The sequence below is a fragment of the Exiguobacterium sp. s133 genome (genome assembly GCF_018618595.1).
In the GTDB taxonomy this organism is placed as follows: Bacteria; Bacillota; Bacilli; order Exiguobacteriales; family Exiguobacteriaceae; genus Exiguobacterium_A; species Exiguobacterium_A oxidotolerans.
In genome coordinates this window covers 244,295-258,739 of the sequence record NZ_JACSMK010000004.1, presented here as the reverse complement: position 1 = coordinate 258,739, position 14,445 = coordinate 244,295, and the positions used below count along the sequence as shown (strand labels likewise).

Below are 14,445 nucleotides of genomic sequence, written 5' to 3'. Positions count from 1 at the left end.
GGTCGAAAAAAGAAGCAGACTCCAACATGACGAAGTCTGCTTCCATGATAGTTTTCTTTTTTTACAACGCTTGATGTGCCAGACGAACCGTATCCGCTGGGTCAACGATTGTTTCCATGCCGGGTGTTGTCAGCTGCGCATGTAAGAGAAACTCGATATTTCCTTCACCACCTGTAATCGGTGAAAAATCAAGTTGCTTCACATGGAACCCTTCACGAATGAAGAATTCGACCATCTCCTCAAGAACTCGTCCGTGAACACGTTCATCCCGAACGATTCCTTTTTTCCCGACATCGTCCCGTCCCGCTTCAAACTGTGGTTTGACGAGGGCAATGACGTCGCCCTCCTCAGCTAAAATCGTTTTCAGTGGTGGAATGATGAGACGAAGTGAAATAAAGGAGACATCGATTGTCGCGAAACTTGGCTGAACGGGAAACATGTCTCGTGTCGCATGACGGAAATTCGTTTTCTCCATCGCCGTCACACGAGGATCTGACCGAAGTTTCCAATCGAGTTGATTTGATCCAACATCGAGGGCGTACATATGTGCCGCACCATTTTGAAGGGCACAGTCCGTAAAACCACCTGTTGATGAACCGATATCGAGCCCTGTCCGGTCCGTCACGTCGATGTCAAAGACCTCAAGTGCCTTCTCCATCTTAAAACCACCGCGCCCGACGTATGGCATCACTTGTCCTTTAACGGCCAAGTCGATGTCGGACTTCACTTTTTCTCCTGCCTTCTCTAATCGTTCCGTTCCACTGAAGACGAGCCCGGCCATGATCGTCCGCTTCGCTTTTTCACGTGTTTCGCATAAACCGCGCTCGACGAGTAACACGTCGAGGCGGATTTTTTTAACATTTTCCATTAATCGTTACACACTCTGTTTCTTTCCTTGATTGACAAAAGCACGTACTTCTTCCGCGATTTGTCCAGGCAATAATCCGATTTCTTCAAGTAGCTCGTTGACGCCACCGTGCTCGATATACCAATCTGGAATACCGAATCGTTTGACGCGCGGGAACGCTTCCTGCTCATTCGCATGTTCAAGAACTGCAGAACCGAAGCCGCCTTTTAAGACTGCTTCCTCCAGCGTGACGAGTGGAATACCTTCCGCATACAGTGCATCCAACATCTTCCCGTCGAGTGGCTTGATTGTCCGCGCATTGATGACACGAACAGACAGTTCTCCCTCGAGCAGATCTGCGATTTTCAACGCATCTTGGACTTGTGGTCCGAATGCCATGATTGCAACATCCGTTCCTTCACGTTCGACTTCCCATGTATCGAGCGAAATTTCGTGTAACGTCTCATCCATCGTTACACCGATTCCTTCCCCTCTTGGGAAACGGACAGCAATTGGTCCTTCATACTTCACAGCCGAATAAAGTAAATGTTGCAGTTCGTTCTCGTCTTTCGCCATGACGATCCGGATATTCGGAACGTGGCGCATGAACGCGATATCGAAGACGCCTTGGTGTGTTTCTCCGTCTGCTCCGACAAGACCTGACCGGTCAATCGTAAACGTCACGTCAAGATTTTGACGCGCGACATCGTGGACGAGTTGATCGTAAGCTCGCTGGAAGAAGGTCGAATAAATGGAAACGACGGGTTTCATCCCTTGCGTCGCTTGACCCGCCGCGAACGTGACGGCATGTTGTTCCGCAATCCCGACATCAAACATTCGGTTTGGGAACTCCTTCTCAAAGCAATCGAGTTTTGAACCGACGCTCATTGCCGGTGTAATCAATGTTAATTTTTCATCATCTCGTGCCATCTTCGTCAACGTATTCGCGACCGTGAATGAATAACTCGGCGCTTTCGATTTACCTTTGATGACTTCACCAGACTCCATCTTGTATGGTCCGAGACCGTGCCAGGTTCCAACTCCATCATATTCAGCTGGGCGATACCCTTTTCCTTTTTTCGTGATGACATGAAGCAGGACCGGACCTTGCTCTTTTTTGACGTAATTCAACTGTTCAATCAAATCCGTCAAGTCATGTCCATCGACTGGACCGTAGTAGTTAAAACCGAGTTCTTCAAAGAACATTCCTGGAACAAGTGCGCCTTTGACGGCTTCTTTTAGTTTTTCACTACCTTTTTCAAGACTTCCACCGATCAGCGGGATTTTCTTGATTAATGTCTCAAGTTCATCTTGCGCATAACGGACTTTACGTGAAGAACGAATACGACCTAACATCTGATGCATCGCACCGACGTTCGGTGCAATCGACATCTCGTTATCATTAAGGATGACGATGACATTTTGTTGTTCCGCACCGATGTGGTTTAAAGCTTCAAGTGCCATTCCACCAGTCAATGCACCATCTCCGATGATCGCAATCGCGCGGTCGTCATTTCCTTTTAACTCGTTTGAGACGGCAATACCCATCGCTGCCGACAACGAGGTCGAACTATGCCCAGTTTCCCAGACGTCATGAATGCTTTCATTTCGTTTCGGGAATCCGCATAATCCTTTGTGTTTGCGTAACGTATCAAACTGTCCCGCACGTCCCGTCAAGATTTTATGCACGTATGCCTGGTGACCGACATCCCAAACAAATTTATCGTTCGGACTATCAAATTCTCGGTGAAGTGCTAATGTCAATTCGACGACACCGAGATTCGGTGCTAAGTGACCACCCGTCGTAGCCAATTCTTCAATCAAAAAGCGTCGGATGTCGCCTGCGAACACATCGAGTTCTGAGACTGACATACGCTTTAAAAATGACGGATCCTGTATTTCTGTCAACTTCATACCTTACCGCCTCTTTTCCTTACATTCTTATATCGTTTGTACCCTACATTGTACTAGAACAATCTAACGAACGCCACATAACTGGCACATAAAAAAGACGACGCCAGGCGTCGTCGATCTCAATGGTCACGCTTGACGACGAAGTCGAGCAAGTCCTTAAGTGTCGTCGCTTCGACCGATAACGCATCAATCGCTTCCTCAGCAGCTTGTACTTGTGCCGCAAGAGCCGTCTTCGCACCCTCTAGACCAAGTAGTTTCGGATAGGTCGCTTTGTCGTTTCCTTCGTCACTCCCGACCGGCTTACCAATCTTTTCAGCATCTCCCGTTACATCTAAAATATCATCTTGAATTTGGAAGGCGATTCCAAGATGACGTCCGTAACGTTGTAAGTGGACTACATCATCTTCGTTTGCTCCAGCAAGAATTCCTCCTGCCTCAACAGCAAACACGAGTAATGCCCCCGTCTTGCGCCGATGAATCGATTCAAGAGCCTCGACATCATCAATGCCACCACGTTCACCGAGCATATCGTCAAGCTGTCCACCGACCATCCCGGCCGCTCCAGCTGCCATGGCGAGACGCTCGAGCAACTGAATCTTGATGTCTGCCGACGCGTCCGTCTCGAGTAAACAGGTAAAGGCATTCGTCAACAACGCATCGCCTGCTAAAATCGCTGTTGCTTCGTCAAACTCGATATGGTTCGTCTTACGCCCACGACGCATGTCATCATCGTCCATTGCTGGTAAATCGTCATGGATTAAAGAATATGTATGAATCATCTCAAGCGCTGCTGCCGTCGCGTCCCCTGTTGTCCGCGAGACACCGTATGCATCAAGGACAGCATAAATCAACGCCGGGCGGACACGCTTCCCTCCAGCATCGAGTGAATAGCGCATCGAAGCACGTAATTGTTCTGGTGCATCGAGTCGGGTCATAAATGATTCGAGCGCACGCTCGACTTGAGCTTTCCATTCCATCAAGGCAATCATTGTGCTCCCCCTTTTTCACGTAACGTTCCATCTTGTTCCAAGATTAAATCGAGTTTCTTTTCAGCTGTCGATAGTTTCCCCTGGCAAAGAGCAGTCAGTTTTACACCTTCCTCATACAACGTCATCGCTTGCTCAAGTGGGGCTTCCCCTTCTTCAAGCAATTCGACGATTTCTTCTAAGCGTTCTAACGCCGCTTCAAATGATTGTTCCGTGTCCATCTCACTCATCCTCTCGTTTCGCTAGAATACTTCCGTCATGAAACTGAATCCGGAAGGCGTCATCCGTCACTTGTTTTACCGATCGAACGAACTCTCCGTTTTGTTCGACATACGTATAACCACGTAATAAGACACGGGTCGGACTAACCGAGTCAAGGCGTGCCACCATTTGGTGCAATCGCTCATGCTTCATCTTCATGTACGGGCGAATCCGTTCCAACTGTTTACGCATCCGCTCAACTTCACGCGACTGCTCTTCAAGACGCTCCCGAACCGGAATCCGTGCTAAACGGTTCGATAGGTTTAACACGCCTTGCTGTTTCGTTAAAATGAGTTGTTTTCCGATCCGATTCAAGTTCATATCGGCCCGGTCAAGGCGCTCCTGTTTTAATCCAAGCAAAACGCGGGGAGACTTTAATCCATAACTCATCGCAAGCCGGGTTACTTGTTCCCGTCGGCTCTTGACGAAATAGTCATAGTTTCGTGTCAAACGTCGACTCAGTTCACCGACTCGTTTTTCCAGTTCGGCCGCCTCTGGTGTTACGAGTTCGGCTGCAGCAGTCGGTGTCGCTGCCCGGACATCCGCGACGAAATCACTGATGGTAAAGTCCGTTTCATGACCGACTGCAGAAACAATCGGGATCTGCGACTCATAAATCGCCGTAACGACGTTCATTTCATTGAACGCCCAAAGTTCTTCGATCGAGCCGCCACCGCGACCAATGATTAACACGTCACACGCCTGACGCGCATTCATCTGTTCGATGGCACGAGTAATTTGCGGTGCCGCCTCTTTCCCTTGAACGAGCACTGGCGCGAAGACGATTGCCGCTTGCGGATAGCGTCTCCGTAGTGTCGTCGCGATATCGTGAAGTGCCGCACCTTTTGGTGATGTGATGATTCCGACACGTTGCGGAAACGCCGGGAGCACTTTTTTTAACGCTGGATCGAACCACCCACGTTCTTCGAGTTGTTCTTTCAAACGGACGAAAGCTTCATACAGGGCGCCGACGCCATCTTCCGTCATCCGCTCGACGTAGAGTTGCATCTCGCCGGAAGCGAGATACACGGATAACCGCGCCGTCATGACGACACGCATCCCGTCTTTGATCGGTGATTTCAGGCGACTTGCGTCACGTGCGAACATGACCGCCTTCATCCGTGACTGGTCGTCCTTCAACGTAAAATAAAGGTGACCGGAAGAGTGTCGTTTAAAGTTCGACACTTCTCCCACCACCTGCACTTGCTGTAACAGCGAATCACTTTCAAGTTCACGTTTCACATACCCAACGAGCTCGGAAACTTGAAGTGGGTCATTCATCGTGCTGCCTCGATTGTATTATGGAGCAACATCGTGATCGTCATCGGACCGACACCGCCAGGAACGGGTGTGATCATCGAGGCGACCTCTTTGACCGAATCAAATTCGACGTCCCCGACAAGTTTACCGTCAACACGGTTGACACCGACATCGATGACGACAGCATCCGGCTTGACCATATCTGCCGTAATCAATTTTGGGACACCAACAGCGACAATCAAGATATCCGCTTGACGCGTCATCTCAGAAAGGTTTGCCGTCTTCGAGTGGCAGTAGCTGACTGTCGCGGATTCATTTAAAAATAACATCCCGACCGGTTTGCCGACGATTTGACTCCGACCGACGACGACGACGTGGCTGCCTTGGATCGGAACATTCATTTCTTTGACGAGGTGCAGAATTCCATTTGGGGTACATGGTAAGAACGTTGGTTCACCAATCATCATTTTCCCGACCGAGACCGGATGGAACCCATCGACGTCTTTGTCCGGTGAAATAGCGAAGATGACTTTACTCTCGTCGATTTGTTCCGGCAGGGGCAGTTGAACGAGAATTCCGTGGACACTCGCGTCTGCGTTTAGTCGTTCAATCAACTGGAGTAACTCCGATTCTGATGTCTCTGCCGGTAAACGAATCAAATCCGACTCCATGCCAATTTCTTGTGCCGCTTTTTCTTTCCCGCGGACATACGATTGGCTTGCTGGGTCTTCACCGATTAATACAACGGTCAATTTCGGTTGAATACGTTGTTCTTTCAGACGTGCGACTTCTTCTTTCAGCTTCAAACGATACGATTTTGCGATTTCTTTCCCATCGATTACTACTGCCATGATTTGTCCACTCCTCCAAAAAATTCGTTTCACTCTGCACCTTGAAAAAGGTTATCTTTATCTACTTATGAATTTTCTTTGACTGCTTGTTGTGCGACCTTACCAAGCACACCATTGACGATTTTCGTTGCTTCTTCGTCTGCGAACGCTTTTGTTAATTCGATTGCTTCGTTGATTGTAACGCGGATTGGAATTTTCGGTTCGAACATCAATTCATAGACGGCAAGACGAAGAATCGTCCGTTCGATGTTACCAAGACGCTCAAATGACCAGTTGACGAGCGCTGCCCGTAAATGTTGATCAATCTCATCCTTGTTCGTCTCTACACCAACTACTAATTGCTCTACAAATGTATCATATTCTTTGCCTTCTACTGCGAATTCAATGGCCTCTTGTGCAGACAAGTCAGAAAGTTCCATTTGGAACAAAGATTGTACTGCGAGTTCGCGTGCCATGTGTCGTTTCATCATGATTTCACGTGCTCCTTTTTTTGTCGTTCTCAATCAATTAGTTTAGCACATTCCCCTTTTAAAAAACATAGTGAACGCCAAAAAGACGGGAGTAAAATCCATCGACTCCCGTCATCGTTCATTTTACGATTGCTGCTTTTAACTCACGTTCCGCAAACTTCGTCGTGAAGGTTCCCCGGCGGAATACAGGATGCTGTAAGACCTTTTGATGGAACGGAATTGTCGTTTTGACACCCTCAATCCAAAATTCAGCCAAAGCACGCTCCATTTTCGCACAAGCTTCCTCGCGCGTCTCTGCATGGACAATCAATTTCGCAACCATCGAGTCATAGTACGGAGGAATCATGTAACCTGGATAAACGGCACTATCGATTCGGACACCCATACCACCTGGCGCGACGTATTGTGTGACGCGACCCGCATGTGGTCGGAAATCGTGATCTGGATCTTCTGCGTTAATCCGGCACTCGATTGAATGCCCACGGAACTCGATATCCTCTTGTTGAACTGCTAACGGGTGGTCGAGCGCGACTTGGAGTTGTGCTTGAACAAGATCAAATCCTGTAATCATTTCTGTCACCGGATGCTCGACTTGAATCCGAGTATTCATTTCCATAAAGAAAAATTCTTCTGTTTCTTCGACAAAAATGAATTCGATTGTTCCGGCACCCGTATAGTTGATGGCTTTTGCCGCTTTGACAGCTGCTTCTCCCATTTTCAACCGTGTCGCTGCGCTGACGGCTGGCGAAGGAGCTTCTTCAATCAACTTCTGCATCCGCCGTTGCACCGTACAATCTCGTTCTCCGAGGTGAATGACGTTCCCATGTCGATCGGCAAGCACTTGAACTTCGACGTGACGGAATTCTTCGATGAAACGCTCTAAATAAACATCGCTGTTGCCAAATGCTTGTTTTGCCTCGCGACGTGTTTCTTCCAGTCCATCAATCAGTTCTTGTTTTGTCCGGGCAACACGAATCCCGCGCCCTCCGCCACCTGCCGTCGCTTTAATGATGACCGGATAACCGATTTCTTCAGCGAGACCAATTGCTTCTTGATCCGTCACCGTTCCGTCAGAGCCCGGCACGACCGGGACACCACATTCAATCATCGTTTTTTTCGCGACATCTTTAATGCCCATCTGGCGAATCGCTTGCGACGTCGGACCGACGAATTGAATACCACATGCTTCACACATCTCCGCGAAGTCAACGTTTTCAGCCAGGAATCCGTATCCCGGGTGAATCATCGTTACGTTTCGATTTGTCGCAACGGCGAGAATATTCGTCACATTCAAATAAGAAGACGTCGAACTGACATCGCCGATGCAATATGCTTCGTCTGCCATTCGGACATGAAGTGCTTCTCGATCCGCTGTCGAATAGACAGCAACCGTCTGGATCCCAAGTTCCTTAGCCGCACGAATAATCCGAACGGCGATTTCTCCACGGTTCGCGATTAGTAGTTTTTCCATTCCCATCACCCCGCTCAAGGACGAATCCGGAAGAGTGGCTGACCAAATTCAACAAGGTCTCCATCTGCGACGAGAATTTCGACGACAGTTCCGGCAATTTCCGAATTTAAGTTATTGAATAGTTTCATCGCTTCTAAAATGCAGACGACTTGACCCACTTCGATTTGATCGCCGACTTTGACGAAAGCAGGTTTTTCAGGATTTGCACGTGAATAAAACGTACCGACCATTAGCGCGTTAATTGTGACCGTATCATCCTTCTCTTCCATGACTTCAGGTACAACGGCCGGCTTTTGTGCCGTTTCCACTACTTTTTGCTGGACAGGTGCCGCTGCGACCGCGTCGTGCTGAGATACTACGACACCGTCCCCTTGTTTTTTAAGCTTTAATTTATACGTGTCTGTTTCTAGAGAAAGTTCATTTACGTTTGATTGATCAAGCATTTCTAACACTTGTTTCAACTGATCGATTTTCATCTTCTTTCCATCCCCCATCTAAACATTCATTCTTAATATTATACCAGGTGCTAATGCCTACTCAAATATTAAGTTTAACTGGTCATACCAGAGGATGCAAGTACCGGCGAGTGAAAAAATACCCCTTGACTCGGAAACGAGTACGAAGGGGCATTGGCATATCTGTATTATCCGTTGTAGCGTCCTGTGAAATCACCTGTCCGCGTATCAACTGTTACTTTTTCTCCTGCTTCGATGAAAAGCGGCACATGGATGATGTGACCCGTCTCAACTGTCGCATTTTTCTTGACGTTAGAAGCTGTATCGCCTTTGACGCCCGGCTCTGCTTCAACAATCGTCATAACGATCGTGTTCGGAAGTTCGAGTCCGAGGATTTCGCCGTTGTAGACTGCGATTTGAACTTCCATGTTCTCAAGGAGATATGGAAGTGCTGCTTCAACTTGTGCTGTCGTCAATTCAAGCTGCTCATACGACTCCGTGTCCATGAAGACATACGTTTCACCCATTGGGTAGAGGTATTGCATCTTGTTACGCTCGATGTGGGCACGTTCGACGCGCTCGCCACCACGGAATGTCATCTCTTGGATGTTCCCGTTACGGATGTTACGCATTTTTGTCCGCACGAATGCTGCACCTTTACCAGGTTTTACGTGTTGGAACTCAAGGACTTGCCAAATCATTCCGTCTGAAGTTTTAATCGTCAAGCCTGTTTTTAAATCGTTTACTGATACCATACTGGTTCCTCCTAAATGTTCATCTTACTTAGAGTGTAATGAGTTCTTTCGATGAAGACGAAAGAATTTCGCGCCCTGATTCGGTAATCAAGACATCATCCTCAATTCGGCATCCACCAACTTGTGGCACATAGATTCCTGGTTCGACTGTCACGATCATCCCTGGTTCAAGCTTCGTTTCCGAACGGAACGAAAGTCCCGGTCCTTCATGCACCTCAAGACCAATGCCGTGACCAGTCGAGTGACCGAAGTATTCGCCATAACCAGCTTCTTTGATGATGTCACGTGTTAACGCGTCTGCTTCGATTCCAGTAATCCCTGGACGAAGTCCGTCTACGCCCGCAAGTTGTGCTTGTAAGACCGTATCGTAGATTTTTTGTAACTCGGAATTAATTGGACCGACCGCAATCGTTCGCGTAATGTCAGAGACGTAACCGTTCAACAATGCACCAAAGTCGAGTGTTACGAGCTCACCCGTTTCAATCACTTTTTGGCTCGCGACACCGTGCGGTAACGCTGAGCGGTAACCAGATGCGACAATCGTATCGAATGAAGACGACGTCGCTCCATGCTTACGCATGAAGAATTCGAGTTCGTTCGACACTTCGAGTTCTGTTTTCCCCGGCTGGATGTACGTCAAAATGTGTTCAAAGGTAGCGTCTGCTAGTTTTACCGCTTCCTTAACCATCTTAATCTCTGATGAATCCTTAATCAAGCGTAGGTTTTCGACGATTCCGGTCGTTGGAATCAGTTCGATTGCAGAAGCTTCATCATATGCTTCGAATAAACCAAGTGTCATCGTATCTTTTTCGACCCCAACCGCTCGCACGCGTGCGCCTGCGATGAGTTCACCCATCGTCGCCGGAATCGACCGATCGATTTGAACGATTTCCATTCCTTTGACTTGATCAGCAGCTTGCTCCGTATAGCGGAAATCCGTCACGAAATAAGCATGTTCTGCCGTAACGAGACACGCGCCACTTGAACCGGTGAATCCTGAAATGTAGCGAATATTTTCTGCCTTCGTCACGATAAGTCCTGGTAAGTCACGTTCTTTTAAAGCGGATTGTAATGCTTCAATACGATGTTGCATGTCTGTTTCCCCCTTTAAGTTATGTAGCGTCCGGATGAAGTAACGCTTCAGTAGCGAGTATATACCCCGTCATCCCAAGTCCACTGATGACACCACGACAGACCGGTGCGATGAGTGAGCGATGTCGAAACTCTTCTCGCGCATGAACATTCGATAGGTGCACTTCGATTGTCGGCACTTCAATCGCTGCGATCGCGTCACGTAAGGCGATACTCGTATGTGTGTATGCAGCTGCATTCAACACAATGCCATCATACCCCCGCGCTGCATGTAGAGAATCAATCAACGTTCCTTCATGGTTCGATTGTTCAAACGTAAACTCAACTTCCGGAAAACGTTCCATCATCAACGTTTCTAAATCATTCAACGTCTTTGCACCGTATGTTTCCGGCTCACGCGTTCCAAGTAAATTCAAATTCGGTCCATTTAAAACCAATACGCGCACATCATCACCTCCATTCGTCCTTCTGATTGTATCATAAGACGTTTTCCGTCTCCTAAAGATTCACCCGTCATCAAGCAGTCCCCCATAGTTTTTTTGAATAGAATCTAGTAAACTGACGATACACGATATTTTATTTGAGATAGGATGCGTTTAAATATGAAAACCGCAAAAGCTCCCGTCGGTGGACAAGCCATCGTCGAAGGCGTAATGTTCCAAAATGCGACACATGCTGTTTCTGCAATTCGTCGAAATGATGCGACGATTGAGACATTTGAACAGAAAAAGCCGATTCGTCCACGGATTGCGATTGGTAAACGAATCCCGCTTCTCCGCGGACTGTTCGCTCTTGTCGAATCATCTGCGAATGGAGCAAGCCACATGAACTTCGCAAGTGATCGTTACGGCGTTAATCCCGGAGAGGAAGAACCCGAAGAAACGAATCAAGGACAATTGACAAAATGGCTCGGTGTCGCTTTACTTGGTGTTTTATCATTCTTTTTCGGAAAGTTACTGTTTACGCTGTTGCCGGCATTCTTAGCCTCACTATTCAGTTCTTTCCCAGCATTATCCGGCCACTTCGTCCAAAACGTCATCGAGGCGTTGATTAAGCTGACCCTACTGTTTGGATATTTGTACTTGATTTCATTGACACCACTCGTCAAACGATTGTTTCAATACCACGGGGCGGAACATAAAGTCATCAATTGTGTCGAATCCGGTCATCCACTGACCGTCGAAAACGTCAGAAGAAGCAGCCGCCTCCATTATCGTTGCGGTTCAAGCTTCCTGATCTTCACAGTCATCGTCGGTTTCTTCGTTTATTTAATCGTCCCGACCGATCCATTATGGGTTCGACTCGCCTTCCGAATCGCTTTACTTCCCGTTGTCATCGGTCTGTCTTTTGAAGTTCTTCAATTAACAAATAAAGCCCAAAATATCAAGGGATTACGTGTCATCGCCTTGCCAGGCCTATGGTTACAGTACTTGACGACAAAAGAACCAGACGATTCACAGATTGAGGTTGCGATTTATGCGTTTGAAGCACTCGAAAAACAGGAAGATAACATACATGAGAATGCACTGGGTTAATCGATAACAGGGGTGATAATATGATTAGACAACGGATCGGCTCTACATTCGCACTTATCGTGTTACTGTTTGCTTTCGTCGGCTTTGGATATAAGCTTATCAATGATCCTGGCGGTCTGTTTTCACAATTACTGTTCGTTGCAGTTGTGGCGGGAATCATTTTCTTGATCTTTAAGTTCATGACGCGCAATAGCGGTGCTGCAAGCGGCGGAAACGCACAATATCGAAAATCAGTCGCGCAATCGAAAAAATTGCACGGTAAACGAGATCAAGGTCCGCGTCGAACAGACTTTAAGAAAAAACAAATCAAAACGGCGACGAAATCCTCGACTTCGAACAAAGTACGCCCACTTCGCGATCGGTCGAAAGGTCCTAATTTGACCGTCATCGAAGGTAAAAAAGGCAAAAAGAAAAAACGTGCTTTTTAATATTAAAAAGAGAGAGCTGCTAAAACACAGCCCCCTTCTATCGTTCGACCGTCAGCGACTCGTGTCTGCTGACGGTTTTTTATTCTGTCTCGACCCAACCAATGTACGGCAAATTGCGATACTCTTCTGCACAATCGATGCCATAGCCGACGACGAAGTAATCCGGAATCTCAAATCCAACATAATCTGCCGTCAACTCGACTTCACGACGCGCAGGTTTATCAAGTAACGTACAAATCTTCAAAACACCCGGCTTATGCAATTTCATATGCTCGCACAAAAAGCTCAGTGTATGTCCCGTATCAATAATGTCCTCGACAACAACAACATACTTCCCTTCGACATCCAGGTCTAAATCTTTTTTCAATTGAACGCGTCCAGAAGAGACCGTCTTCGCACCATATGATGAACAGGCAACGGTATCGATTTGAACACTTCCTTTAATTTGCCGCATCAAGTCCGCTGCAAAAACCATCGACCCTTTCAACACGACGACAAGGACAATTTGACGCCCGGCCGCATCCCGTTCAATCTCGATTGCGAGTTCACTCACTTTTTTAGCTAAATCAGTTTCTGAAACCAATTTTTCTTTGATGACGATTTCCATAGTATCCGGGTGAATTTCCACCCGTCACCCCCTTCGGTCATTTTCATCGTCAGTATAGCATAATCCGTTCAATTCACGTACTTTTTTATTATTTTATAACCAAATGTTCGTTTATAAGGCGTTTAACGTAAAAAAACAAGCCCACTCAGTCTTCTGGGTGTGCTTGTTGATAATTATGAAGTTCTTCCTGTAAAGCCGGGCGTTCAGCGAAAAATTGAATCATCCCATTGATTTTATCAAGTGCTTCGATACTCAAGTGATGTTCAATTCCCTCGACATCTTTATAGATTAGTGACTCTTCTACGCCGACAAGGCGCAAGAAATCCTCTAACAGCGCATGCCGTTCGACAAGTCGTTTCCCAATCTTTCTACCTTTTGCAGTCAACATGAGACCACGATACTTTTCGTAGACGAGGTACTCTTCACGGTCTAACTTTTGCACCATCTTCGTTACAGAAGAAGGGTGTACGCCTAATAGTTCTGCGATATCCGATACACGGGCATATCCTTTTTCTTCGATCAAGATATAAATTTGCTCTAAATAATCTTCCATACTCGGAGTCGGCACGACATCACCTTCCAATCTTTCGCTTTAACGTTTCCAGTTCCATTCATCACTACGATACTTCTCGGCTAACTGTTCAATTTCCTGCCATTGCCGCTCATTGAATTCAAGCGGAACGAATTCCAATTGAAGCGCATCCTCAAAACCACGTGTAAACGCATCACGAACTTCCTCGAATGACACTTTCCGGCCCGCGAGTTCATTCAAGGCAACCGCTTTCCCTGCAAAGCGTGACTTCATCCGTTGACGCATCGTTTCATCTTCATAAAGGAAGCAGTCAAACAATTCACCTTCATCAACCGATAGAGGCACTGATCCATGCTGAAGCACAACGCCTTGATGACGAACTTGAGCACTCCCCGCGACTTTCCGTTTTCCGACTGCCAATTCATAGTAAGAGGCTGCATCAAAACAAACGGCCGATTTCGGCTTTCGTAACTCTTCCTTTTCTTCTTCCGTCATCGGAACTGAAAATTCAACGGGAATACCGAGGTGATGATAGCCTTTCCGGATTCCTTCCGTCAACAGGCGATAACTTTCGATTACAGTTCGTGGTAGTCCTTCTGTCGCCTCTTGAATGACGACACTATATGTGAGTTCATCCGCATGTAAAACCGCTCGACCACCAGTCATCCGTCGAACGATTGGGATACCGAGTTCTTCAATTCGCTTTCGATCGATATCACGTGTCGCACGCTGGAAATGACCGACACTGAGTCCGCGTGGTTCCCATGAGTAAAAACGAAGCGTAGGCGCAATCTCTCCTCGCCCGACAAAAGCAATCAATGCTTCATCAATTGCCATGTTCATTGCCGGCTCTAATGCTTCGGTCGTCAATACTTGCCATTTCTTTATCAAGCGAACACCCCCAAAACGTTTCCGTATAAGTGTATCAGACCCTTTCTATCCTGCGCAACGACGAGTCGATTGCCGAAATCGATTTCGTTT

17 protein-coding genes are annotated in these 14,445 nt (G+C 47.2%); 2 read left to right on the top strand and 15 right to left on the bottom strand.

The genetic code is table 11. The annotated features are described in order from the left end of the window. Positions 1-61: 61 nt before the first annotated feature. The 12 genes from KNP96_RS08240 to aroQ all read right to left on the bottom strand — a co-directional run bounded on the left by KNP96_RS08240 (position 62) and on the right by aroQ (position 10,808). Positions 62-868 (bottom strand): TlyA family RNA methyltransferase, encoded by an 807-nt coding sequence (locus KNP96_RS08240; RefSeq protein WP_088836614.1) that lies wholly within the window; start codon positions 866-868, stop codon positions 62-64. Positions 869-874: 6 nt separating this feature from the next. After that, positions 875-2,761 (bottom strand): 1-deoxy-D-xylulose-5-phosphate synthase, encoded by a 1,887-nt coding sequence (gene dxs, locus KNP96_RS08235; RefSeq protein WP_029333073.1) that lies wholly within the window; start codon positions 2,759-2,761, stop codon positions 875-877. 119 nt (positions 2,762-2,880) lie between these two features. After that, complete coding sequence (locus KNP96_RS08230; RefSeq protein ID WP_214769950.1) at positions 2,881-3,750, bottom strand: polyprenyl synthetase family protein; 870 nt, start codon at positions 3,748-3,750, stop codon at positions 2,881-2,883. Beyond that, positions 3,747-3,968: an exodeoxyribonuclease VII small subunit gene (locus tag KNP96_RS08225; protein ID WP_029333071.1), complete on the bottom strand. Its 222-nt coding sequence runs from the start codon at positions 3,966-3,968 to the stop codon at positions 3,747-3,749. Before KNP96_RS08225 ends, KNP96_RS08230 begins: the two co-directional genes overlap by 4 nt. Position 3,969: 1 nt before the next feature. Further along, positions 3,970-5,289 (bottom strand): exodeoxyribonuclease VII large subunit, encoded by a 1,320-nt coding sequence (gene xseA, locus KNP96_RS08220; RefSeq protein WP_214769948.1) that lies wholly within the window; start codon positions 5,287-5,289, stop codon positions 3,970-3,972. Next, positions 5,286-6,119 (bottom strand): bifunctional methylenetetrahydrofolate dehydrogenase/methenyltetrahydrofolate cyclohydrolase FolD, encoded by an 834-nt coding sequence (gene folD, locus KNP96_RS08215; protein ID WP_088836611.1) that lies wholly within the window; start codon positions 6,117-6,119, stop codon positions 5,286-5,288. Before folD ends, xseA begins: the two co-directional genes overlap by 4 nt. Before the next feature lie 65 nt (positions 6,120-6,184). Further along, a complete protein-coding gene (gene nusB / locus KNP96_RS08210) occupies positions 6,185-6,586 on the bottom strand; it encodes a transcription antitermination factor NusB (protein WP_239456902.1) in 402 nt (133 codons plus the stop codon). Positions 6,587-6,707: 121 nt separating this feature from the next. Further along, a complete protein-coding gene (accC, locus tag KNP96_RS08205; protein WP_239456856.1) occupies positions 6,708-8,060 on the bottom strand; it encodes an acetyl-CoA carboxylase biotin carboxylase subunit in 1,353 nt (450 codons plus the stop codon). A gap of 14 nt (positions 8,061-8,074) precedes the next feature. After that, positions 8,075-8,536, bottom strand: a complete 462-nt coding sequence (accB, locus tag KNP96_RS08200; RefSeq protein ID WP_088836609.1) for an acetyl-CoA carboxylase biotin carboxyl carrier protein — start codon at positions 8,534-8,536, stop codon at positions 8,075-8,077. Between the two features lie 167 nt (positions 8,537-8,703). Then, entirely contained in the window at positions 8,704-9,270 is a 567-nt protein-coding gene (efp, locus tag KNP96_RS08195) for an elongation factor P (protein ID WP_088836608.1), read from the bottom strand. A 28-nt stretch (positions 9,271-9,298) separates the two neighbouring features. Beyond that, the gene (locus KNP96_RS08190) at positions 9,299-10,363 is read right to left on the bottom strand and encodes a M24 family metallopeptidase (protein ID WP_029333064.1); all 1,065 of its coding nucleotides are present in this window, start codon (positions 10,361-10,363) and stop codon (positions 9,299-9,301) included. Positions 10,364-10,382: 19 nt separating this feature from the next. Continuing rightward, complete coding sequence (aroQ, locus tag KNP96_RS08185; RefSeq protein WP_088836607.1) at positions 10,383-10,808, bottom strand: type II 3-dehydroquinate dehydratase; 426 nt, start codon at positions 10,806-10,808, stop codon at positions 10,383-10,385. A 156-nt stretch (positions 10,809-10,964) separates the two neighbouring features. On the opposite strand from aroQ, the gene KNP96_RS08180 reads away from it, so the two are divergent. Both KNP96_RS08180 and KNP96_RS08175 read left to right on the top strand, forming a co-directional pair. Continuing rightward, a complete protein-coding gene (locus KNP96_RS08180; protein WP_088836606.1) occupies positions 10,965-11,897 on the top strand; it encodes a DUF1385 domain-containing protein in 933 nt (310 codons plus the stop codon). A gap of 20 nt (positions 11,898-11,917) precedes the next feature. Then, a complete protein-coding gene (locus KNP96_RS08175) occupies positions 11,918-12,325 on the top strand; it encodes an SA1362 family protein (protein WP_088836605.1) in 408 nt (135 codons plus the stop codon). A gap of 79 nt (positions 12,326-12,404) precedes the next feature. On the opposite strand, the gene hpt is transcribed toward KNP96_RS08175, so the two are convergent. The 3 genes from hpt to KNP96_RS08160 all read right to left on the bottom strand — a co-directional run bounded on the left by hpt (position 12,405) and on the right by KNP96_RS08160 (position 14,355). Beyond that, positions 12,405-12,932, bottom strand: a complete 528-nt coding sequence (hpt, locus tag KNP96_RS08170) for a hypoxanthine phosphoribosyltransferase (RefSeq protein WP_088838449.1) — start codon at positions 12,930-12,932, stop codon at positions 12,405-12,407. A 145-nt stretch (positions 12,933-13,077) separates the two neighbouring features. Further along, positions 13,078-13,500, bottom strand: a complete 423-nt coding sequence (gene mntR / locus KNP96_RS08165) for a transcriptional regulator MntR (RefSeq protein WP_029333059.1) — start codon at positions 13,498-13,500, stop codon at positions 13,078-13,080. Positions 13,501-13,524: 24 nt separating this feature from the next. Then, on the bottom strand, positions 13,525-14,355 hold the full coding sequence (locus KNP96_RS08160) for a lipoate--protein ligase family protein (protein WP_214769946.1): 831 nt from the start codon (positions 14,353-14,355) through the stop codon (positions 13,525-13,527). Positions 14,356-14,445: the final 90 nt, after the last annotated feature.